The organism is Roseovarius pacificus, from assembly GCF_900142665.1.
Lineage (GTDB): Bacteria > Pseudomonadota > Alphaproteobacteria > Rhodobacterales > Rhodobacteraceae > Roseovarius > Roseovarius pacificus.
The window spans coordinates 919,393-940,995 of record NZ_FRBR01000001.1 but is presented as its reverse complement, the minus strand read 5'-3'; the positions used below and the strand labels follow the sequence as shown (position 1 = coordinate 940,995).

Genomic DNA, 21,603 nt, shown 5'->3' with positions numbered 1-21,603 from the left:
GGCGATAAAAACGGGAGCCGATCTTCAGATTGAAACAGGCCGATACAGTCGCGTCCTCCATTCTTGCCTGCGCAGAATTCAGACTATGGTTGCGCGAACGACTTTTCCTCGCGCATAGTTGAATTAAGATCTGAGACAGGGAGGAAACAAGATGAAGGTAGTCAGGATCCGGGCACTTGCCCTTGCGGCGATGATATCGGTGGGCGCCGGTGTTGCCTCCGCCCAGGAAAAAGAGCAGGCGATGGACAAGATCCATTTCCTTATTCCCGGTGGCGCGGGCGGCGGTTGGGATGGCACCGCGCGCGGTGTCGGCGAAGCGCTCAAGAATTCCGGGCTGGTCAGGACCGTGACCTTCGAAAACATGTCCGGTGGCGGCGGTGGCAAGGCTCTGAACTACATTGTGGAGAATGCGCAAAGCAACGAGGGTACGTTGATGGTACACTCCACCCCCATCATCGTGCGGGCGCTGAACCAGACCGTGGACATGGGCTTTCGCGACGTGACCCCCATCGCGAGCGTGATCGGCGATTACGCCGCCATTGTTGTCGGCAAGAACAGCGCGCACGAAACATGGGATCAACTGCATGCGGCCTTCCAGGAGAATCCTCGTGATGTTGCCATAGGTGGCGGATCGGCCCCTGGCAGCATGGATCACCTCGTGCCTGCGGCGATTTTACAGGCGGCGGGGAGCAATCCGCTGGATATGCGCTACGTGGCCTATGATGCGGGCGGAAAGGCCATGGCCGGGCTGCTGTCCGGCGAGATTGCCGCTCTGTCCACCGGCCTGTCCGAGGCCATTGCGCTGGCCGATGCCGGTGAAGTGCGCATTCTTGGCGTCACGTCGCCCGAGCGCGTGGATGCGGCCCCTGACGCGCCGACCTTCACGGAACTCGGCGTCGACATGGAATTCGTCAACTGGCGCGGCTTTTTCGGCGCTCCGAACCTGCCCGAGGAAAAGCGTGCGCAATATGCGGAGGTCCTCAAGGAGATGACCACGACCGAGGCCTGGGCAAACGTTCGCGACCGCAATGGCTGGATCGATATCTATAACGCTGGCGACGACTTCTCGGCCTATCTCCAGAATCAGGAAGCCGAGATGGAAGAGTTGATGAAGAGCATGGGCTTTATCCAGTAATGTCTCTTATCCGGTCGCTGCCAGCGGTGGCGGCCGGTTTCCCTGTCTGGAAAGGATCGAGGTCATGACGCTTGATCGTGCGATTGCTCTCTTCTTCATGCTCGTCAGCCTGCTTTACGGATATTCGGCATGGTTCATTATGGATGCCCGGATTCCGCCCTTCATGGTGCAGAATCCCGTCTGGCCATCGTCCTTTCCCAAGATGCTGGCGATTGGCGGCATCTTCTTCTCGCTCCTTGTGCTGATCTCGCCGCACCGGCCCAGGGACGAGTCCGATATCGATCTGTCCCGGTGGGCGGAATACAATTACGGGCAGGCCATCGGGTTGCTGGCGCTGATGACGGCCTATGCCCTGCTTCTCCTGCCGCTGGGGTTTCTGGCCGCCACGTTCCTGTTTCTCATGCTGGGCAGCCTGATCCTGGGGGAGCGCCGCTGGGTTCTGATGATCCTTGCTTCGGGGATCGCAAGCGTCGGGATCTGGTATCTCGTGCAGGAGGTGCTCGGTATCTTCCTGCGTCCCCTTCCGGCAATACTTGGAGCATAGGCGATGATTGAAGGACTCCTTATCGGCCTGTCGACGGCATTTTCGCTGACGAACATCCTTATGGTGCTGGGCGGTTGTCTGATCGGCACCTTCATCGGCATGCTGCCGGGCCTCGGGCCCATGTCGATCATCGCCATCATGATCCCGGTGGCCATCACCATCGGCGATCCTTCCGCGGCGCTGATCCTTCTGGCCGGGGTCTACTACGGAGCGATTTTCGGCGGCTCGACCTCGTCCATCCTCATCAACGCGCCGGGGGTGGCATCGACCGTGGCCTCCAGTTTCGATGGTTATCCGATGTCGCGCGACGGCAAGGCCGGAAAGGCGCTGACCATCGCGGCCATCGCCAGTTTCGCGGGCGGGACGATCGGCGCGGTCCTCCTGATGGTGTTCGCCCCCATGCTGGCGTCGGTTGCGCTGCTGTTCCACTCGGCCGAATATTTCGCCCTGATGGTCGTGGGCCTTTCGGCCATCGCGGCCTTTGCGGGCACCGGCAATGTTGCCAAGGCCATGCTGATGACGATCGTGGGCCTGATGCTGGCAACCGTCGGCACGTCCGCACTCTTCAATGCGCCGCGCTTCACCGCGGGCATCATGGAACTGCAATCGGGGATCGGTTTCATCACCCTGGCGATGGCCATGTTCGCACTTCCCGAGGCGTTGTATCTGGTACTCGATCCCGCCCGTTCGAAACGCTCGGGCGATGGCGGCAAGATCACCAATCTGCGTATCACCCGGGAGGAAGGGCGCCAGATCGCGCCCGTTATCGGCCGCCAGTCGGTTCAGGGGTTCTTTATTGGCGTGCTCCCCGGAGCGGGCGCGACCATCGCCTCGTTCCTGGGCTATGCGGTCGAGCGAAACATAGCCTCGGCCGAAGAGCAGAAGCTGTTCGGCAAAGGGTCCGTCAAGGGGCTGGCCGCCCCCGAAAGCGCCAACAATGCCGCCTCGACCGGCTCGTTCGTGCCGCTGTTGACGCTGGGCATACCCGGTTCGGGCACCACGGCGATCCTTCTGGGGGCGCTGCTGGCCCTGAACGTGACCCCGGGCCCGCGTCTGATGGTCGATTCACCCGAGATTTTCTGGTCGGTCATCATCTCGATGTATCTCGGGAATCTGGTTCTGCTGGTCCTGAACCTGCCCCTTATCCCCTACATTGCCCGGATACTCGCGGTGCCGCGCAATTTCCTGATCCCCTTCATCCTCTTTTTCACGCTGATGGGGGCCTATATCGGGCAGAACAACTCGACCGAACTGTTGCTTCTGGTCGGGTTCGGAATCATGGCGACGATGCTGAAATTCGCCGACTTTCCACTGCCGCCTTTGCTGATCGGTTTCATTCTCGGTGGCATGCTGGAAGACAACTTTGCCCGGTCCATGCAACTTTACGACGGTGTCAGTTTCATATGGGAACGGCCGATGACCATGGTCCTGCTCATCCTGGCGGCGGTCCTTGTGGTTCTTCCCGGCCTGCGCACCTGGCGCGCGCGTTCCGCCCAGAGACGCGGGGTATCCACCCCCGACTGAGGCACGGCATTTCCACCGGGGTGCGGCTTTATCAGATTGCAGAGGTTTTCCGGTCTTCCTGTCTCGGGGCACAGATACCCGAGGTCTGTCTTATGCGGATATATCGCTGTGACGTTGCGGTATCACGTGCCTGCGAATGAGGGCATTTTCCAACTGCGTTCGGTGATCGTTGTGGTATTTCAATGCTATGAGCATTGTATTGGTTACAACTATTATCGCATCGCTTTTCCTCGTGATCGGGGCTGCGGAGCCGTTGGCGGCCAGGCTGAAGCTCCCCTATAGCGTTATCCTCGCCATTCTCGGCGTCTGTATCGGCGCCAGTGCGATCTTCTTTCTTCAAACAGAACTGACCGATGCGCTGAATCCCGTGGCGGAGGCAATTCTCGGACTTCCGATTCGTTCGAATGTCTTCCTCTACGTCTTTCTGCCGACACTTCTGTTTCAGGCGACCCTGGGCATGAACCTGCGCCGGATGCTGGACGACTGGGTGCCGATCCTGATGATGGCGGTCGTCGCTGTGGTCGTGGCAACTGTCAGCATCGGCTATGCCCTCTCCTGGGCAAGTACGTTGCCGTTGGCTGCCTGCCTGCTGATCGGTGCTATCGTGTCTACGACCGATCCTTCGGCGGTGGTTTCGATTTTCAGGTCGATCTCGGCCCCGCGCCGGCTTGCCCGGATCATCGAAGGTGAGAGCCTCCTGAACGACGCCGCGGCTATTGCGCTCTTTGGTCTGTTCATGGGCTTCGTGATGCTGGGCACGCCCGATCCGAGCCTCACCGATGCGCTCGCCCGTTTTCCGCTTCTGATCGCGGGAGGGGCGTTCACGGGCTGGGTGATCGCACAGATTTCAGTTCGGATCATGGCGTTGTTCAGCAATCATGAACTGGCGGTTATCTCTATCTCGGTCGCACTCCCATATCTCGCCTATGTCGTGGCCGAACAAAGCGTTGGCGCCTCCGGCGTGATTGCCGTGGTCGCTGCCGGTTTGACACTGAATCTTGCCGGGCCCGGACGTTTGCCGCCCCAGGCGTGGACCAACCTGCGGGACCTGTGGGATGTTCTTGCCCATTGGGCGGGGGCGCTGATCTTTATTCTCGCCGCACTCCTGATCCCTCGGATGCTGGAAGAGGTACGCGTCGATGATTTCGTTCTTGTCGGCGTAGTTATCCTCGCGGCCATCACGGCACGGGCGGTCATCCTGTTCGGTCTTTTGCCGCTCTTGTCTTTCCTTCGGCTCTCTCCCTCGGTCGACAGACCATATCGGGTTGCGATCCTCTGGGGCGGGCTGAGAGGGGCGGTGACACTCGCCCTGGCGCTTGCGGTAACCGAAAGTTTTCGGGTTCCCGACGGAATTCAACGGGTGGTCGGTATCCTTGCTACGGGCTTTACGCTTTTCACGCTGATTGTGCAGGGTACGACGTTGCGTTGGATGATCGGCCGCCTCGGGCTGGACCGGCTGTCGCCGATAGATGAGGCTCTGTCGCGTCAGGTCGTCGCCGTGGCGCTTCAGACTGTGCGCGAGGATGTGGCGCACACCACTGAGAATTACGATTTGAGCCGGGATATAGTGCGCTCAGAAGCGAAACGCTTTGGGGAAAGGCTGGACGAAGCCGTGAAAAAGGCGGAAGCCAGCACCGATATTCTCGACCGGGACCGGGTGACGCTTGGTCTGATAGCGCTGGCCGGTCACGAGCGCGATACAATTCTCGCCAAGGTTCGCGAGCGAACGATCTCGGCGAAAATGGCGGAACAGGTTTTGTCGGATGCCGACCGTCTGATCGAAGGTGCACGTTCCGGAGGACGCAGCGGCTATAATCGCGCCGCGAGACGTAGCGTCGCCTATGGGCGGGGATTCCGGGCGGCGGGTCTTTTGCAAAACAGATTTCATCTGTCGGGCCCGCTTGCCAGAATGACCGCGGACCGGTTCGAGCTTCTGCTTTCACAGCGCCTTGTTTTGCGGGACCTGGGAGCCTTCATTGATGGCCGCATCCGTCGTATTCATGGGCGGCGGCTGTCCGATCTGCTCCACGAACTGTTGTCACGTCGGATTGACGCGGTTGAAACCGCGCTCGAAGGTCTCCGCCTGCAATACCCCGGTTATGCCGAAGAACTCGAACGGCGCTTCATCCGCCGGACCGCGCTGCGACTTGAAGAACGTGAATACGTCGCCATGCGAGAGGATGGCCTGATCGGGGCAGAAGTCTACACCAAGCTCATGGAGCGCCTTGCCTCGCACCGCGCCGCAGCGGAAGAACGTCCGCATCTCGACATTGCCTTGCAGCGCATTGAACTGGTTCGGCAGTTCCCTCTCTTCGCAAACCTGGATGACAAGAGCCTGAAACGGCTGAGCCATGCATTCAGGACACGCTATGCGAATGCCGGAGAACTCATCATCGGCAAAGATACCGTCGGAAAGAGTGTGTTCTTTATTGCATCTGGAGCCGTCGAACTGGAAACCGCAGGCCAGACCTGGCGATTGGGGCGGGGGGAGATGTTTGGCCAGATGGCGATCCTGATGAAAAAGACGCCTCGGACCGAGGTTCGTTCCATTGCGCCCTCGACGCTTCTGGTGCTTGATGAAGCGCGTTTCGTTCGTCTCCTCAAGCGCAGCGACGTGCTCCAGGACGCCGTTCGGACAAGCGCGGAAAAGCGTGGACTCGACGCAGCCAGACTATTGGCCGAAGAACCGCAAAAGCCCTGGCAGACACTTTTTCACTGAGGCGATTTGCGGGATTTGAAGCATTGATTTGAAGCATTGTACGATATCTCGATGGCGCTCAGCGAACTGAACGAACAATATCGACAGAAATTATAAGCAACAGGAGGTTCGTAGAGCGGCTGAACACCGGACGCCATGGTTGCTCTTTGTGTTTTCGATAAATCCGCAAGGGTCTGTTCCAACCGAGTAGTGCCCCCGTCGGTCCATGTGTCACTTCACTCTACGAGTATTCGATGTGTTCCGTTATCGACCGCTGCGAATTCCAGTCCCCAGGCGGTGGCTTATCCGGCATCGTACATGTGGAGGTCATCGGCTACGACGCCTGGGTTTCTTCCGTCTTTATATGCGGGATCTCGGTCCGCTCTTCTTCGGGTGCTCCGCACAGAAGCTCGACAGCGCGGTCTGCCGCATCCTGAAAGGGTTCCAGTACCAGGTTCGCACCGGAGGCGAACAATGTTTCGGTATCCTTCGGATGATGCGACGCGACGGCAACGCGCCCGCGAAACCCGCTTGTGCGCGTCAGTTGGATAAGCGTGGTACGCGTGTCCTCATGGCTGAGGCCGGTCGGGTGGATCGGAACGGTTGAAACGATCCAGTCCGCGCGTGTCAGCGGCAGCTCGGCCACGAATTCCGGGTCGGTCGCATCGCCGAACTCGGTGTCCAGACCGAGGTCGCGCCAGCGCCGCACCGCCAAAGGATTGAAATCGACCCCCAACACCCTGATGCCACGCTTCTTGAGGCGCATCCCTATGGCGGTGCCGAACCGTCCCAGGCCAAAGACGATCACCTCGTAGCGGTCGTCGTGATGCGCCCCTGCTTCGGACGGCTCGCGCGGGGTTCCCTTGCGCTCGAAGAGACCGAGCAACGGCTCGAACAACGCATAAAGCTGGTGCGAGTAGGTGATCATGTAGGTCGAGGCGGCGATCGTTACCAGGCCGACCATGGTAACGAGACCGAGCGCATCCTCCCGCACATGACCGAGCGATACGCCCATCGCAATGAAGATCAGGGAAAACTCGCTGATTTGCGCTACGGTCAGCCCGGCAAGGAAGCCCGTGCGTTTGCGGTAGCCCATGGCACCCATGATCGCCAGCACGATCATGGGATTGCCGATGAGCACGAAAAGCGAGAAGACGACGGCGCCCGCCACATGGGCGCCCAAAAGCGACAGATCGAGCGCGGAACCAAGCGCGATGAAGAAGAACAGCAACAGGAAGTCACGCAAGGGGGCAAGACGCGCCGCGATGGTTTCACGATAGGGCGTCGAGGCGAGTGCGACACCGGCCAGCAGGCCACCCACCTCCTTGCCAAGTCCCACGATGTCGCCGAAGGCGGCAAACATCGCCGCCATGGCGATGGCGAATATTACCAGAAGCTCGGGCGCCCGCGCCAGCCGCTCGGTCAGCGGGTTGGCGACGTAGCGAACGAACAGGATAACAAGCGCGACCATGGCGAGTCCCGAGGTCAGCACGGTGGTGACCGAGCCGCCGCCATGCCCTCCGCCTTCGGTCGCGGCACCGATGCCGATTGCCGAAAGTACGATCATCGCCAGCACCACGACGAGATCCTGCACGATCAGGAAACCGAGGGCGATCTGTCCGTGCAGGCTGTCGATCTCGCGCTTGTCGGACAGGAGCTTCACGATGATGATTGTCGAGGAGAAGGTCAGTGCCACGGCGATGTAAAGGCTGGTGACATGCCCCAATCCGAGCATCAGCCCGATCAGGTAGCCGAAGATCGAGGTGAAGGCGACCTGACCGAGCCCCGTCAACAGGGACACTGCCCCGAGCGACCGGATCAGCTTTACGTCCAGTTTGATCCCCACGAGAAACAGCAGCACGGCGATGCCCAGTTCGGACAGCAGGCTGATCTGCTCGTCCGAGTGCACCACGTTCAGCGCCGAAGGCCCCGCGATCAGGCCGACCGCGATGAAGCTGACGATGAGCGGCTGGCGCAGGATAATCCCGAGGAAGCCGATCACCGCCGCCATTACCAGGAGTGCTGCGATTTCAGCAAACGGCGACTGAACGATAACTTCCATCAACTCTTATGCTCCTGTAAATCGTACGAAGCTCTCCGTCCCTGATCCGGCGCCGGACGGCGACCTCCCTGACGGTTCGATGTAGCACTCTGGAGATGCTGAGCGTCTTTTCACTAAGTTTGCCTTGAGATACCGTAATATAGCGCAGATTGAACGATTCAAGCAGGGTTTTGAATATTTTGGCGCGAAAGGACATGATGCGATGAAGACGATCCTGGTGGCCACCGACTTTTCCGAGAGATCCGACCGGGCGCTGCGGCGCGCGACCCTGCTTGCGCTACAGTTCGGCGCAACCCTTGCGCTTGTCCACGTGGTTGACGACGATCAGCCACGCCGGATCGTCGAGGCGGAGCGGGACGCGGCGGCGGCGCTGCTGCGCCAGACGGCCGCGACACTGGAAGAGATGGACGGCGTGGTCTGTCGGACGCGCGTCGTCCTGGCCTCGCCCTTCCTGGGCATCCTCGAAGCCGTGGCGGACATGTCGCCCGATCTTCTCGTCATCGGGCCGCACCGGCGCCAGGTGCTGCGCGACGTGTTCATCGGCACCACGGCGGAGCGGGTGATCCGGTCGGTGGATTGCCCCGTCCTGATGGTGAACGCCCCGCCGGCCGGACCCTATGGCCACATTATGCAGACGACCGACCTGTCGGACTGCTCGCGCGATGCGCTGCGACGTTTCTCGTTGCTGGGGATCGGTGCGGGGGCGCGGAATTCGCTGCTCCATACGTTCCACGCGCCGGCGCTCCGGCTGGTGATGGGGCACGTGATGCAGAAGGAGGACCGGGAAAAACACCTGGCGGACGAACGGCGGGACGCGGCACTGGAGCTTTCCCGCTTTGTCGCGTCCGTGGACATCGGCCAGGCCCGGCAGGTTCTGCGCTATGAAGCCTCGCCCGCGCCGCATGAAATCCTGAAGGCCGCCAACGAAGAGGATGCGGACCTGATCGTGATGTCGACGCATGGCCGGAGCGGGCTGTTGAAGATGCTTCTCGGCAGCGTCACGGAGCAGGTGTTCAGGACAGCGCAGATCGATGTTCTGGCCATTCCGCCGCAGCGCGAAGAATGAACCGCACGGCTGAACGGATAACACCAAAGGAGGTTCGCAGGTCAGTCATCGAGTGACAGCCCGATCTGTCGCGCGACCGTTCATGCAAGGTCCTGATGCGGGATATCGACCGGGGGCGCCATTCATGGTTTGCAGCAAAACTCGATGAAGGATTTGCCGAGAATGCCCGGTGGCCGTTCGAGCGGCCAGACCACGCCGATATTGCGCACCGGATGAAACTTGGGGTCTGCGCAGTTGATTCGGCGCACCTTGCCTTTGGCCAGTTCCTCCTCGAAGGTAAAATCCGCTCCGAAACACCAGCCCGCCCCGGCCAGCACCAGCCGCCGGATCTGTTCGACATCATCTACCGTCCAGATGTCGGTCGAGAACACCCGGCCGACGCGTTCCACGTCGATTGTCGGGTCGCCAATATAGTAAATCTGGCGCTCGGCCTGGAAGGCGCCGGCAGGCACAGGGCCCTTCACCGAAGCGAGGCGGTGCGTCGCGGCGCAATAGGGGGCGAGTTGTTCCTCGCCAAAGGCGCGTGCCTCCATATCCGAAGGGATTGCGCCGGTCAGTGCCATGGCCAGATCATACTCGCCCTGACGCAGATCGGTCCACATGGAGTTGAGCGACGAATTGAAAAGCTGAATCCGCGCCCGCGAGTGTCGCGCGCCGAAGGCCAGAAGCGCGGCGTTCAGGCGCTGGCGGGGAAAAAGCACATCGACGAGCACACGCAGGCGCGTCTCCTCGCCGCTTTCCAGCAGCCGGGCATGGGCCGAGAAGCGCCGGGCATTGTCCACCACGGTGCGTGCCTCGGCAAAAACGGCGCGGCCGCGTTCGGTCAGGCTCACCTGACCGGAACCGCGGCTGAGCAATTCGAAGCCACAATGCGTTTCGAGCTGCGCCACCGAATAGCTGATCGACGAGACGGCACGGCCCAGCACCCGCGCCGCCGCCGAAAAACTGCCCGCCTCATGGACGGTGACGAAGGCTTCGAGGTGATCGACCAGATTGGGGTGCGTTCGAGTTCTTAGAACGGATCTTTCCATAATTTACAGCTTATCAGAAAGCATGTCCTTTGCTAGCCTCATCCTGAACGCAGTGGTCTGGGAGGAGCTGATGCGGATCGCCAAGGGAGGAGGGCTGGTATTACGGCCCCTGCGGTTGCCATGAGTGCCAGCGAAAACGTACTGCAATGCGAGAACGTGAGCCGTTGGTTCGGCGGGATTCACGCGCTCAAGGGTGTGTCCGTCTCGGTTGCGCAAGGCCAAATTTACGGGCTGGTCGGGCCGAACGGCTCCGGCAAGACGACACTGGTCAACTGCATCACCGGTTTCTATCCGCCCCAAGAAGGACGCATCCTGTTCGAGGGGCGGCAAATCAACGGTATGAAGCCGCATCGCATCGCGGCGGGCGGTATTGCCAGAACCTTCCAGAACGTGGCGCTGTTCCGGGGCATGAGCGTGCTCGACAACATCCTGATGGGGCGGCATAATTTCATGCATCCCAGCCCTCTGGCGTCGCTGTTCTATCCGTGGTGGGGGCGCCGCGAAGAGATCAAGCACCGCGACAAGGTGGAAGAGGTGATCGACCTTCTGCAACTCGAAAGCGTGCGCGACGAGCATGTGGATGTGATTCCCCTCGGTCTGCAAAAACGCGTCGAGCTGGCGCGTGCGCTTTCGGCCGAACCGCGGATGCTGGTGCTCGATGAACCGATGGCGGGCATGAACCAGGAGGAAAAGGAGTACATGGTGCGCTTCGTCCTCGACGCGCAGGAAAGCCTTGGCCTGACTGTCCTGATCATCGAACACCACATGGATGTGATCACTGCGATCTGCGACCGCACGCTGGTGCTCAATGACGGTATGTCTTTGGCGGAAGGTCCGCCGAAAGAGGCGATCGCCGATCCCGCCGTGGTGGCGGCCTATATCGGGAGGACCGGCGATGCGGCATGATCACGTGACCGATGAAACAACGGCGGCGCTGCACCCGAACTGGAAGGTGAACGATCACCTGATCGCGATTCTGGCACGCAACGCCCGAGACTATCCCAATGGCATCGCCATGCGCGAACGCGACCGCGGAATCTGGCACGAACTGACCTGGCCGGACTATCTGGATGTCGTGCTGGCCCTGGCCGCCGGTTTTGAGGAAGAGGGAATCGGGCACGGCGATGTGGTGCTTGTGGTGGGTGACAATCGTCCGCAGCTTTATTTCGCGATGCTGGCGCTGGTCTGCCTGCGGGCGGTCCCTTCGCCGGCCTATCCCGATGCCCAGCCCAGCGAGATTCTGGCACAGATGCAGCGCGAGAACATTTGCGCCGCAGTGGCCGAAGATCAGGAGCAGGTGGATAAGATCGAAAATGTGCGCGGCCAATGGGACGGTCTGCGCGCGATCTATTACGACGACCCGCGCGGCCTGACCGCCGCTGCGCCGGAAGGCGCCCAGCCGATCGAGGCGCTGATCAAGCGCGGGCGCACGCGGCTTGCCGGCGATCCGGCGCTGCGCGACGATCTGCTGGCTCGTCCGAATGTGCATGATCCGGCGGTGCTGCTGCATTCCTCGGGAACCACGGGCGCACCCAAGGGGATTCCGCTCAAGCACGGGCATGTGCTGGCCGGGGTGCGGTACGCCGCCGCAGCGGGTTATTTTCGCACGGGCGAGCAGCACATGGCCTATCTGCCTATGGCCTGGGTGGGAGATTTCGCCTTTTCCATCGCGGCGGCGCTGGAGTTGCGCTTTACCGTCAACATTCCCGAAAACCAGGAAACCGCGCTGCACGACCTGCGCGAGATCGCGCCGACGCTTTATTTCGCTTCGCCGCGCGCTTGGTCGGGAATGCTGACCCGTATCCAGGTCGGCATTGCCGAGACGACCGGCCTGAAACGGCGGCTCTACGATCACTTCATGTCTTTTGCGATCCGACTGGAAGAAGCCAAGATGGAGGGCAAATCCCCGTCTCTCCTGCAAAAGCTGTGGTACCGGCTGGGCGATCTGGTGATCTACGGGCCGATCCGCGACCAGCTCGGCCTGCGCAAGGTCGAACGCCCCTATACCGCGGGCGAGGCCATTGGCGAGGACGTGTTCCTTTATTTCCGCGCGCTTGGGCTGAACCTGCGACAGTTCTATGGCCAGACCGAAAACTGTGCGCTGGCGGTGGCGCAATCGGCCGAGGATATCAGCCTGACCACCGTGGGGCGCCCTTTTCCCGGCATCGAACTGAAGATCGACGACACCGGCGAAATCCTGATCCGCGGCGACAACGTGTTCGACGGCTATTTCCAGAACGAGAAGGCCACCGCCGAAACGCTGCGCGATGGCTGGCTGTGCACCGGCGATGCGGGAGAATTTGCCGATGACGGGCAGCTTGTGGTGCTCGGGCGGCTTTCGGAGGTGGTGCACAAGGCCGACGGGACGCGCTTCATCCCCACCTATCTGGAAAACCGGCTGAAATTCTCGCCCAATATCCGCGATGTCTGCATCATCGGGGCAGGGCGCGAGTTCCTGAGCGCGATCGTCTGCATCGACTTCTCGGCAGTCGGCCAATGGGCGCAGGAACGGGGCGTTCCCTATACCTCCTATGCCGAACTGTCGCAGCGGCCCGAGGTGCAGACGCTGATCGCCGGTGAGATCGCACATCTCAACAACGCGGTGCCCGAAAGCCTGTTCATCCGCCGGATGGTCAACCTGCACAAGGAGTTCGACCCCGACGATGGCGAAGTGACGCGCACGCGCAAGCTGCGCAGGAATGTGATCGACGAGCATTACAAGGCGATCATCGATGCGGTCTATGCGGGCGAGCGGAGCCTCGATTACGAGGCGCGGATCACATACGAGACCGGCCAGACCGGCACCCTGACCCGGCATCTGGAAATCACCGATCTGCCGGAACGGGAGGGCTGAGCATGGCGTATTTCCTGGAACTGCTGTTGAACGGGGCGCTGACGGGGCTGATGTATTCGCTCGTCGCCCTGGGCTTCGTGCTGATCTACAAATCGGCCGGGGTGCCGAACCTCGCGCAGGGCGCGCTGGTGATGACGGCGGCCTACGTGGTCTGGATATTCACCTCTTACGGGCTGCCGCTCTGGCTGGCGGTCCTGCTGGGCGCGGCGGCGATGTTCGCCCTCGGGCTGCTGGTCGAACGTTTTCTGCTGCGCCGCATGGTGGGGCAGCCGGTGATCATGGTGGTGATGCTGACGCTGGGGATCGAGATCCTGTTGCGCGGGCTGGTGCCGGGCATTCTCGGCGCGGCGCCGAAATCGCTCAATGCCGGGATCAGCCTGTCTCCGGTCATCATCGGCGACGTGTTCCTGAACCGGGCGTATATCGTCGGCGGAGTGGTGGCGCTGCTGCTGATCGGGGCGTCACTGCTGTTTTTCCGCACCCGGCTGGGCACCAAGATGCGCGCCGTTTCGGACGACCATCTGGCCAGTTGGGCCGTGGGGCTTTCGGTGGAGCGCGCGATCGGCCTGTCCTGGGGGATCGCGGGCATCGCTGCGGTGGGCGCGGGCACGTTGTGGGGGGCGGTGCAGGGGGTGGATTGGACCCTGTCGGCGCTGCTGTTCCCGGCGATCGCGGTTGTGATTCTGGGCGGCGTCGATTCCATCGTCGGCGTACTGCTGGGCGGTTTGCTGGTGGGCATCCTGGGATCGGTGGTGCCGGGGTATCTGGACAGTTACGCGGGTGGATCGACGCGCGACGTGGTGACGTCACTCATCATCCTTCTGACCATCATGATCCGGCCCTACGGCATTTTCGGCCGCGAAGACATCGAGAGGATCTGACCCATGTTCTACCGGCAATCCGGCGTTTATCACACCCGCTATGCCACGAACCGCGCGCTCTGGCCGATCCCGGCAGATCGCTGGCAGGTCCTGGCGCTGACCGCGCTGGCGCTGGCTGCGCCGCTTCTGGTCTCGACGCTTTATCTGGGCAGCTACCTGATGCCCTGGATGATCTGGACGGCGGCGGCTCTTTCGCTGTCGCTTCTGATGGGGCTTGCGGGGCAGCTGCATTTCGGCTTTGCGGCGGTCATGGCGATGGGGGCCTATACCTCGGTCCACATGGTGCGGGCGGGCGTACCCTTTGAACTGGCGCTGCTGGGGGCGGGATTGTTCGCCGCGGTGATCGGCACCGTCTTCGGCGCTGCGGCGCTGCGGGTGAAGGGCCTTTATCTGGTGATGGCCACGCTGGCGATGCAGTACCTGGTGGACTGGGTGATCGTCAACGTGCCGGCAATCTCGGGCGGGGCGCAGGCGACGCTGCGTACGCCGCAAGTGCGCTTTCTCGGCCTGCCGATCCAGGACCTGACCTCGCGCTATTACCTGGCCCTGGGCTGGACGCTGCTGGTGACGGTGTTCTTCCTCAATGTGAAGCGCACCAGCTTCGGCCGTGCGCTGATCGCGATCCGCGACAAGGATTTCGCGGCGGCGGTGATCGGGGTGGACCCGTTCCGGTACAAGCTGCTGGCCTTCATGACCTCGTCCTTTCTGGGGGGTGTCACCGGGGCGGTGCTGGCCTTTTGCTACTATCGCGCGGTGACGCCCGAACAGTTCAGTTTCAACGTCTCGATCCAGCTGGTCGCCATGGTCCTGGTGGGCGGGCTGGGCTCGGCGGTGGGCGGCTATCTGGGGGCGGGGTTCGTGCTGATCGTGCCGATCGTGCTGACCAACCTGATCGCCACGCTGGGCGCGTCCCAGTGGATCGACATCTCGCAGAACATGATGGCGCATCTGCCGCTGATCTTCTACGGCGCGATGATCATCGGCTTCCTGTTGTGGGAGCCGCTGGGGCTGGCGAAGATTTACGATAACACGCGCAAGTATTTTCTGGTCTGGCCATTCCGCCATTCCAGAAGCTGATCCCCGTTCAGGGGAACAACCAAAGGGAGGAGAACCTTATGAACTGGTTGAAGAAGACGATGGGTTCCGCCGCGCTGGCATTTGCCCTGGCGGGTGGCGCGGGCACGGCCCAGGCCCAGGACGACACGATCAAATTCGCCCTGCTACAGGATTTCACCGCAGTCTATACCTTCGTGACGGGCGAGTATAACCAGGGGCAACAGGATTACCTGACGCTGATCAACGAGGAAGGCGGCCTTGACGGCACGATGTTCGAGGCCATCGTGCGCGATACCGGCAACCAGCCGCAGCGCGGCATCGAAGCCTATAACCGCTCGCGCGAGGAAGGTGCGATCCTGTTCGACTTCCTCTCGACACCGGTCAGCCGCGCGCTGGTCGACCAGGTGATTCAGGACGAGGTCGTCCTGATCACCGCGCTGCACGGCCGGGGCGATGCGTCGGACGGCACGGTCTTTCCTTATGTCTTTCCGATGATGGCGACCTATTGGTCGCAGGCGACGGTTCTGGCCCAGTATATCGAGGACAATGGCGGGCTCGAAGGCAAGAAAATCGCCATTGTGCATATCGACAGCCCCTTCGGCCGCGAGCCGATCCCGGTTCTCGAGGAACTGGCCAGCGAAAAGAACTTCGAACTGCGCGCCTTCCCCTACGCTTCGCCCGGTAACGAACAGTCGGCCACATGGTCCGAGGTGCGCCGCTATCGTCCCGATGCGGTGTTCATCTGGGGCGCCGGGGGCGGCCAGTCCGTTTCGGTGCGCGAGGCGATCCGCAACGGCATCGCCCCGGAAAACATCCATTCCGTGGTCTGGCTGGCCGAAACCGACGTGGCCAATGTGGGTGCGGACGTGATGACCGGTGTCAAGCGCTTCGAGGCAGTGGCCACGGGCATGGAAAGCCCGGTCATCCAGCGTATTCAGGAAAAGGTTATCGACGCCGGCAAGGGGGCGGGCGATACGGCCAATGTCGGGACGACCTATTACAATATCGGCGTGGCGACCATGGCGGTCTCGGTCGAGGCCGCGCGGCTGGCGCTCGAGGCGCATGGCGCGCCGCTGGACGGGCCGAAGCTCAAGGCCGGGTTCGAGATGATCTCGGATTTCGATGCCGACGGGTTCATGCCGCCGGTGACGATCACCGAAAGCGATCACCAGGGCGGCGGCTCGGGCCGTGTCGGGCAATGGGACGGCAACGCCTGGGTGCCCGTCGGCGACTGGGGCGCGGCCTTCCAGGAGATCGTGCGCAAGGAGATCGAAGCCGGCGCCGCAGATTACCAAGAGGGCAAGTGATCATGCCGGGACTCGTCCTTTCCAATGTCGAAGTCATCTACGACAAGGTGTTTCTTGCGATCAAGGGCGTGTCCCTCGAAGTCGGGGAGGGCGAGATGGTCGCCCTTCTCGGATCCAACGGGGCGGGCAAGAGTACCACGCTCAAGGCGATCAGCGGCCTGCTGGGCCCCGAACGGGGGCAGGTCACGCGGGGCGAGATCCGCTTTGGCGATACCGATCTGCTTGCACTCGGCGCCCCGGCCCGCGTGGCGGCCGGGCTGGTTCACGTGCTGGAGGGGCGGCGCGTTTTCGGGCACCTGACGCCGGACGAGAATCTTGTCGCCGCCTATCGCGCCGGATCGGGACGGCGGTCTTTCGAAGACCTGCGCGAGGAAGTATACGATTATTTCCCCCGCCTGCGGGAGCGGGGGCGCTCGAAGGCGGGCTACCTGTCGGGCGGTGAACAGCAGATGCTGGCCATCGGCCGCGCATTGATGACCGAACCCCGGCTCATCATGCTTGACGAGCCGAGCCTGGGCCTTTCGCCGCTGCTGGTGCAGGAGATCTTCGGTATCATCAGCAAGATCAATGAAAGCCACAAGCTGACCGTGCTGCTGGTCGAGCAGAACGCGACCGCGACGCTGGAAATCGTCGATCGCGCCTACCTGATCGAGAATGGCCAGATCGTCATGTCCGGCGAGGCCGCGACACTGAAGGAAAACCCGGATGTGCAGGAATTCTATCTCGGCGGCGGAGAGCATACCGATTACCGTGCGGTTAAGCATTACAGCCGTCGCAAACGCTGGCTGGCCTGAGATCGGTCGGCATATCGCAAGCAGGAGACGGTCATGACCAATACGCGCGCCTTTTCAAACCTTGCCGAAACGCTTGCCCGAATCCGCGAGGCCGGCGGTGCCTGGACGGGGCTGCTCGGGGTGGTGGCGGACGGGGTGCCCACCCCGGAAGACCTGGCGCAGCTGCCTGTTCTGCGCAAATCCGATCTGCTGGCGAAACAGTCTCAGACCCCGCCCTTCGGCGGGTTGAACCTGACCGCGCCGGGCGGCATGGCGCGGCTGTTTTCCTCGCCCGGACCGATCTATGAGCCCGAAGGCGCCGGTGACGACTGGTTCGGCGCGGCCGATGCGCTGCGCGCGCTCGGGGTGCGACCGGGCATGATCGTGCTCAACACCTTCTCTTATCACATGACGCCCGCTGGCTTCATGTTCGACAGCGGTGCCCGGTCGCTGGGATGTGCGGTCATTCCTGCCGGCCCGTCGGCCGGTGACGATCAGATTGCGGCGATCGGACAATACCGGCCCGAGGTCTATATCGGCATTCCCGATTTTCTGAACATCCTTCTGGGCAAGCTCGACGGGGCGGGGATTGCCAATCCGATCCGGCTGGCGCTGGTTTCGGGCGCGGCGCTGACGCCCTCGCTGCTGGCCGGTTTCGAGGCGCGCGGCATTACCGTGCGGCAGGCTTACGGCACGGCCGAGTTGGGCATCGTCGCTTATGAGGACGACACTGGTGAGGGAATGCGGGTCAGTGACAGGATCATCCTGGAAATCGCACGCCCCGGCAGCGGCGATACGGTACCCCGGGGAGAGGTGGGTGAGGTGCTGGTCACGCGGCCCAACCCGGATTATCCGCTGATCCGCTTCGCCACCGGAGATCTGTCGGCGCTTTTGCCGGGAGAAGAGCCACGCATCGCCGGCTGGAAAGGCCGGGCGGATCAGGCCGCCAAGGTCAAGGGTATGTTCGTGCGCCCCGAACAGATCGAGGCGATGCGCAAGGACCTGCCGGGGGTGGGACGCATGCGCCTTGTGATTACCCGTGAGAACGAGCGTGACAGTATGGTGCTTTATGTCGAACACGCGGATTCGACGCTGCAAGACGGGATCGAGGAACGGCTGGCCGAACGGCTGCGCATAAAGGGCGCGGTCAGGATCGTCGCGCCGGACAGCCTGCCCAATGATGGCAAGATAATCTCGGACGAACGTACACTGCCGTCGTGATGGAACCGGCCGTTCTCTTTTCCCGTCACCACGGTGCATCGGCCGCAACGTGTGGGGCTGTTGTGTTAAAGCACCGCGCGGAAAACCTGAATCGCCAGGATTCCCATGCGCCCGATCCAGTGATCTATCATGTTTTGCGGGATGGATGATGTCGGCACCGTTGCCGGGAGTGTTTGATTTCAGCCGTGGTGGCGCAGCCTTTGCCGCGTATGTTGAAAGCCTGCTGACGCCGGAGCTTTCGCGTGGACTCGCGGTGATCATTGGACACTCTGGTCACGCGTAAGACCGACGTGCCGATCAGATGGGGAGTGGAGATGCAGGGCTTCCAAGTGAATACGGGATTTCAGTGAAACCGATGTGTTGCCTTCATCAGTGGGCCGAAGGCCGCCTGAATAGACTCAAAGACTTGCATCAAGAGTTGTGTTTTATGGATGACTCTGCCGCATCCTGCCAGAGTTCGTGCAAGTGATCGGGCAGTTGCCGGGCGCTGACATGCGCTTCGCGTACCAGATGATCGAAATGTTGGGTCAGGGCCTGCACGCGCTCGGTATCCCGGAAGGCCATGTAATTCTGTCCGATATAGACCACGGCCAGCAGCGGGCCGAAGATCGTGACAGGCGCTGAAAAAAGCCGGCGGGCGTCATAGAGATAGATGCGCAATCGTGGATACAGCTGCTGAGTAACATCAATCATGCGCTCGATCTGCGCCTTGCGCAGCTCGTAGGGCAATCCGGCGTAATAGCCCTCGCCACGGGCAAGGCTGTAGACCTCGAACAGCGGCATGGCGATTTCGTAATCCGACTGCGTACCGCGCATCCAGTCCATCCGGTCCTCGGACGCTCCGATGGCCTGTTGCGTACTGCGGCCCAGATGGGGAGTGTATTCCCATTCCAGCATTTCGCGGGTCTTGAGCATATCCGACAGGCCTGCCGGAACATGGCGAATCTTGTATCCGGCGGCCTCCTTGTGCCACTGGAAGATCTGTTCATCCACCAGGGCGCGGGGGGCTTCGGTCAGTGACATGGTGGTGCGCAGGATGTCGGCGGCGGTTTCCGGGCGATCGGTAAGGCCCAGAAGCCAGTCTGCGGACACCCCGAGTGCGCGGGCGCATTCACCGACGACCTGCGCATTGGGCAGGCGTGCGCCTTCTCCTTTGAGCAGTTGCGAAATGGTCGAGCGATCCACGCCCACGGCGCGGGCGAGCGCGCTTTGATTGGTGTCCCGCTCGCGGATGGCTTCGCTCAGGCGGGTGCGGAACAGATCGGCGCGCAGGCGTTTGTCGGTATTTTGCATCATATGGTGATAAATATCATCAACGCAGAAAAATGTTAACCAGATTGGCAATCCTCGGCCGATCCATTTCGTCATACCACAGGATCAGCATCAAACATCGGAGGACCTCATGGAAACGCGCAAGCGCACGCTTGTGAAAGCAATCGTCTGGAATATCATCGGGTTGACAGTGATGGCGTTGGTCGGCCTGATCCTGACCGGCTCGGTCGCGGTGGGTGGCGCGATGGCGGTCGTCAATACCGTGATCGGCCTCACGATGTATATTCTGTACGAGCGTGTCTGGGCGCGTATCAGTTGGGGCCGCCACCATGTCTGAGGCGTTGAAGGCCCGCGCGCTCGCCGAATGGCCGACATTGGCCCTGCTGGCGGTGTGTTATGCAGGATGGATCGCCGGAACCACCTGGTTTGCCGCACTGTGGCTGCCCTTGGGGATCGTCGTTACGGCCATTTGCATCGCGCTGCATTCATCGTTGTGCCATGAGGCGCTGCATGGTCATCCGTTTCGCAATAATCGCCTGAACGAGGCTCTGGTGTTTCCGGCGCTTGCGCTGCTCGTACCGTATCGGCGGTTTCGTGACACGCATCTGGCACATCACCATGACGAACATCTGACAGACCCCTATGACGATCCCGAGTCGAACTACATGGACCCTGCTGTCTGGCAGACATTGCCGGGATGGGCCAGGGCGGTTCTGGCCTTCAACAACACGCTGGTGGGGCGTTTGCTGGTCGGTCCCGTGGTCGGGCAGGTTGCCTTCATGCGAGACGACTGGCGCGCTATCCGCGCCGGGGTGCCGGGGGTCTTGGCTGCATGGCTGTGGCATCTTCCGGCTGTTGGGCTGGTCGTGTGGTGGATTGCCAGTGTCGCGGTCATGCCGGTCTGGGCCTATTTGCTGGCGACGTACGCGGGGCTTTCGATCCTGAAAATCCGCACCTTTCTGGAACACCGTGCCCACGAAAAGGCGCGTGGCCGCACGGTGATCATCGAGGATCGCGGCCCGCTGGCGCTGATATTTCTGAACAACAATCTGCATGTCGTGCATCACATGCATCCCAAGGTTCCGTGGTATCGCCTGCCTGCGCTCTACGCGGCGCATCGCAGCCATTATCTGGGCCGCAATGACGGGTATCTCTACCGGTCCTATGGCGAGATTTTTCGCAAGCATTTCCTGCGTGCGAAAGACCCGGTGCCGCATCCGCTCTGGCGCAAGGAGTGATTTCCGGGCATAGCCCAATTCATGGACGCCTGGATTATTCTTTCCGTTGCCGCGGCAGCCTTTCAGACGCTGCGCTTCATGCTGCAAAAGCAACTGAGCCTTGGTGCGCTTTCCGCAGGTGGGGCGACATTTGCACGATTTGCCTATTCTGCTCCCTTCGTCGTGGCAGGAATGACCGGCTATATGATCTGGCAGGGGGGCGGTGTGCCAGGCCTGTCGGCGCTGTTCTGGATATATGCTCTAACCGGGGCTGTTACGCAGGTGGTGGCGACGTGGTGTGTCATTGCCTTGTTTTCTGCCCGGAATTTCGCTGTGGGAATTACGTTCAAGAAAACCGAAGTGGTTCTGACAGCATTGGTCGGTCTCGTGATCCTGGGGGATCGTATCAGCCTATTGGCTCTTGCCGCGATTGTCCTGGGATTGATCGGTGTTCTTATCCTGTCTGACAACGCTGGCCTGCCGGGATTGAGTCTGCAGCGGATCGTCAATCGTGCTGCGGTGCTCGGGTTGGCTTCGGGGGGGCTCTTTGCGGTTTCCGCGGTAGGCTATCGCGGTGCGACGCTGGAAATTGCCAGCACCGATTTGTTGGTGCGGGCAGGTGTCGCGCTGGCTGTCGTGACCAGCAGCCAGGCTGTGGGATTGGCGTTGTGGCTGCATTGGCGAGAGACCGGGCAGTTGGCTGCTGTGTGGCGTGCGCGGCGGGTGGCGGTGTGGGTGGGACTTACGAGCATGGGCGGAAGCCTGTGCTGGTTCACGGCCTTTACGCTACAGGCTGCCGCGCTGGTGTTTGCCGTGGGGCAAATCGAGGTGATCTTTTCGTTGGTGGCGTCCGTATTGGTGTTTCGCGAACGCGTGACCATGCGCGAAATCGTGGGAATCGCCTTGTTGAGCGTCAGTATTCTTGCACTGGTGTGGCTGGGGTGAGCCACGCTGAATGGCGC

General features: G+C 61.6%; 18 protein-coding genes. 15 read left to right on the top strand and 3 right to left on the bottom strand.

Translation table 11 applies throughout. The features are described from left to right. The first annotated feature begins 151 nt into the window (after positions 1-151). From BUB53_RS04510 to BUB53_RS04495, 4 genes are all read left to right on the top strand, one after another. On the top strand, positions 152-1,135 hold the full coding sequence (locus tag BUB53_RS04510; RefSeq protein ID WP_073033201.1) for a Bug family tripartite tricarboxylate transporter substrate binding protein: 984 nt from the start codon (positions 152-154) through the stop codon (positions 1,133-1,135). A 64-nt stretch (positions 1,136-1,199) separates the two neighbouring features. Beyond that, positions 1,200-1,679: a tripartite tricarboxylate transporter TctB family protein gene (locus tag BUB53_RS04505; protein ID WP_073033199.1), complete on the top strand. Its 480-nt coding sequence runs from the start codon at positions 1,200-1,202 to the stop codon at positions 1,677-1,679. 3 nt (positions 1,680-1,682) lie between these two features. Beyond that, a complete protein-coding gene (locus BUB53_RS04500; protein ID WP_073033197.1) occupies positions 1,683-3,203 on the top strand; it encodes a tripartite tricarboxylate transporter permease in 1,521 nt (506 codons plus the stop codon). Positions 3,204-3,390: 187 nt separating this feature from the next. Then, the gene (locus tag BUB53_RS04495) at positions 3,391-5,922 is read left to right on the top strand and encodes a cation:proton antiporter (protein ID WP_073033196.1); all 2,532 of its coding nucleotides are present in this window, start codon (positions 3,391-3,393) and stop codon (positions 5,920-5,922) included. A gap of 313 nt (positions 5,923-6,235) precedes the next feature. On the opposite strand, the gene BUB53_RS04490 is transcribed toward BUB53_RS04495, so the two are convergent. Next, entirely contained in the window at positions 6,236-7,963 is a 1,728-nt protein-coding gene (locus BUB53_RS04490) for a cation:proton antiporter (RefSeq protein ID WP_200797769.1), read from the bottom strand. 202 nt (positions 7,964-8,165) lie between these two features. Here BUB53_RS04490 and BUB53_RS04485 point away from each other — a divergent pair, with 202 nt between their 5' ends. Continuing rightward, positions 8,166-9,029: a universal stress protein gene (locus tag BUB53_RS04485; protein ID WP_073033185.1), complete on the top strand. Its 864-nt coding sequence runs from the start codon at positions 8,166-8,168 to the stop codon at positions 9,027-9,029. 122 nt (positions 9,030-9,151) lie between these two features. On the opposite strand, the gene BUB53_RS04480 is transcribed toward BUB53_RS04485, so the two are convergent. Next, positions 9,152-10,060, bottom strand: a complete 909-nt coding sequence (locus tag BUB53_RS04480; protein WP_073033182.1) for a LysR family transcriptional regulator — start codon at positions 10,058-10,060, stop codon at positions 9,152-9,154. Between the two features lie 120 nt (positions 10,061-10,180). Here BUB53_RS04480 and BUB53_RS04475 point away from each other — a divergent pair, with 120 nt between their 5' ends. From BUB53_RS04475 to BUB53_RS04445, 7 genes are read left to right on the top strand one after another with little or no spacing between them, the layout of a single operon-like run. Continuing rightward, positions 10,181-10,966: an ABC transporter ATP-binding protein gene (locus tag BUB53_RS04475; RefSeq protein WP_073033180.1), complete on the top strand. Its 786-nt coding sequence runs from the start codon at positions 10,181-10,183 to the stop codon at positions 10,964-10,966. Further along, positions 10,956-12,914: an AMP-dependent synthetase/ligase gene (locus tag BUB53_RS04470; RefSeq protein ID WP_073033178.1), complete on the top strand. Its 1,959-nt coding sequence runs from the start codon at positions 10,956-10,958 to the stop codon at positions 12,912-12,914. Before BUB53_RS04475 ends, BUB53_RS04470 begins: the two co-directional genes overlap by 11 nt. Positions 12,915-12,916: 2 nt before the next feature. Continuing rightward, positions 12,917-13,795 carry a branched-chain amino acid ABC transporter permease gene (locus tag BUB53_RS04465; RefSeq protein WP_073033173.1) on the top strand — a complete coding sequence of 293 codons (879 nt, stop codon included), beginning with the start codon at positions 12,917-12,919 and terminating at the stop codon, positions 13,793-13,795. 3 nt (positions 13,796-13,798) lie between these two features. Beyond that, positions 13,799-14,872, top strand: a complete 1,074-nt coding sequence (locus BUB53_RS04460) for a branched-chain amino acid ABC transporter permease (protein ID WP_073033166.1) — start codon at positions 13,799-13,801, stop codon at positions 14,870-14,872. A 38-nt stretch (positions 14,873-14,910) separates the two neighbouring features. Continuing rightward, positions 14,911-16,158, top strand: a complete 1,248-nt coding sequence (locus BUB53_RS04455; RefSeq protein ID WP_073033164.1) for an ABC transporter substrate-binding protein — start codon at positions 14,911-14,913, stop codon at positions 16,156-16,158. Positions 16,159-16,160: 2 nt separating this feature from the next. Beyond that, complete coding sequence (locus tag BUB53_RS04450) at positions 16,161-16,952, top strand: ABC transporter ATP-binding protein (protein WP_073033155.1); 792 nt, start codon at positions 16,161-16,163, stop codon at positions 16,950-16,952. Between the two features lie 33 nt (positions 16,953-16,985). After that, positions 16,986-18,152 (top strand): phenylacetate--CoA ligase family protein, encoded by a 1,167-nt coding sequence (locus BUB53_RS04445; RefSeq protein ID WP_073033152.1) that lies wholly within the window; start codon positions 16,986-16,988, stop codon positions 18,150-18,152. Positions 18,153-18,563: 411 nt separating this feature from the next. Here BUB53_RS04445 and BUB53_RS04440 read toward each other — a convergent pair whose 3' ends face one another. Continuing rightward, entirely contained in the window at positions 18,564-19,448 is an 885-nt protein-coding gene (locus BUB53_RS04440; RefSeq protein WP_073033726.1) for a helix-turn-helix domain-containing protein, read from the bottom strand. A 106-nt stretch (positions 19,449-19,554) separates the two neighbouring features. Between BUB53_RS04440 and BUB53_RS04435 the strand changes: the two genes are divergently transcribed. The 3 genes from BUB53_RS04435 to BUB53_RS04425 are packed head-to-tail and all read left to right on the top strand — an operon-like array spanning position 19,555 to position 21,586. After that, positions 19,555-19,761 carry a DUF2061 domain-containing protein gene (locus BUB53_RS04435; protein WP_073033150.1) on the top strand — a complete coding sequence of 69 codons (207 nt, stop codon included), beginning with the start codon at positions 19,555-19,557 and terminating at the stop codon, positions 19,759-19,761. After that, the gene (locus BUB53_RS04430) at positions 19,754-20,662 is read left to right on the top strand and encodes a fatty acid desaturase (protein ID WP_073033148.1); all 909 of its coding nucleotides are present in this window, start codon (positions 19,754-19,756) and stop codon (positions 20,660-20,662) included. The genes BUB53_RS04435 and BUB53_RS04430 overlap by 8 nt, the downstream gene beginning before the upstream one ends. Positions 20,663-20,683: 21 nt before the next feature. Further along, on the top strand, positions 20,684-21,586 hold the full coding sequence (locus BUB53_RS04425) for a DMT family transporter (protein WP_073033146.1): 903 nt from the start codon (positions 20,684-20,686) through the stop codon (positions 21,584-21,586). Positions 21,587-21,603 lie beyond the last annotated feature (17 nt).

Bases quoted from the DNA above. Each gene is read 5' to 3' on its own strand.
- BUB53_RS04510 (WP_073033201.1), top strand. From the start codon at position 152: ATGAAGGTAGTCAGGATCCGGGCACTTGCCCTTGCGGCGATGATATCG.
- BUB53_RS04505 (WP_073033199.1), top strand. From the start codon at position 1,200: ATGACGCTTGATCGTGCGATTGCTCTCTTCTTCATGCTCGTCAGCCTG.
- BUB53_RS04500 (WP_073033197.1), top strand. From the start codon at position 1,683: ATGATTGAAGGACTCCTTATCGGCCTGTCGACGGCATTTTCGCTGACG.
- BUB53_RS04495 (WP_073033196.1), top strand. From the start codon at position 3,391: ATGAGCATTGTATTGGTTACAACTATTATCGCATCGCTTTTCCTCGTG.
- BUB53_RS04490 (WP_200797769.1), bottom strand. From the start codon at position 7,963: ATGGAAGTTATCGTTCAGTCGCCGTTTGCTGAAATCGCAGCACTCCTG.
- BUB53_RS04485 (WP_073033185.1), top strand. From the start codon at position 8,166: ATGAAGACGATCCTGGTGGCCACCGACTTTTCCGAGAGATCCGACCGG.
- BUB53_RS04480 (WP_073033182.1), bottom strand. From the start codon at position 10,060: ATGGAAAGATCCGTTCTAAGAACTCGAACGCACCCCAATCTGGTCGAT.
- BUB53_RS04475 (WP_073033180.1), top strand. From the start codon at position 10,181: ATGAGTGCCAGCGAAAACGTACTGCAATGCGAGAACGTGAGCCGTTGG.
- BUB53_RS04470 (WP_073033178.1), top strand. From the start codon at position 10,956: ATGCGGCATGATCACGTGACCGATGAAACAACGGCGGCGCTGCACCCG.
- BUB53_RS04465 (WP_073033173.1), top strand. From the start codon at position 12,917: ATGGCGTATTTCCTGGAACTGCTGTTGAACGGGGCGCTGACGGGGCTG.
- BUB53_RS04460 (WP_073033166.1), top strand. From the start codon at position 13,799: ATGTTCTACCGGCAATCCGGCGTTTATCACACCCGCTATGCCACGAAC.
- BUB53_RS04455 (WP_073033164.1), top strand. From the start codon at position 14,911: ATGAACTGGTTGAAGAAGACGATGGGTTCCGCCGCGCTGGCATTTGCC.
- BUB53_RS04450 (WP_073033155.1), top strand. From the start codon at position 16,161: ATGCCGGGACTCGTCCTTTCCAATGTCGAAGTCATCTACGACAAGGTG.
- BUB53_RS04445 (WP_073033152.1), top strand. From the start codon at position 16,986: ATGACCAATACGCGCGCCTTTTCAAACCTTGCCGAAACGCTTGCCCGA.
- BUB53_RS04440 (WP_073033726.1), bottom strand. From the start codon at position 19,448: ATGATGCAAAATACCGACAAACGCCTGCGCGCCGATCTGTTCCGCACC.
- BUB53_RS04435 (WP_073033150.1), top strand. From the start codon at position 19,555: ATGGAAACGCGCAAGCGCACGCTTGTGAAAGCAATCGTCTGGAATATC.
- BUB53_RS04430 (WP_073033148.1), top strand. From the start codon at position 19,754: ATGTCTGAGGCGTTGAAGGCCCGCGCGCTCGCCGAATGGCCGACATTG.
- BUB53_RS04425 (WP_073033146.1), top strand. From the start codon at position 20,684: ATGGACGCCTGGATTATTCTTTCCGTTGCCGCGGCAGCCTTTCAGACG.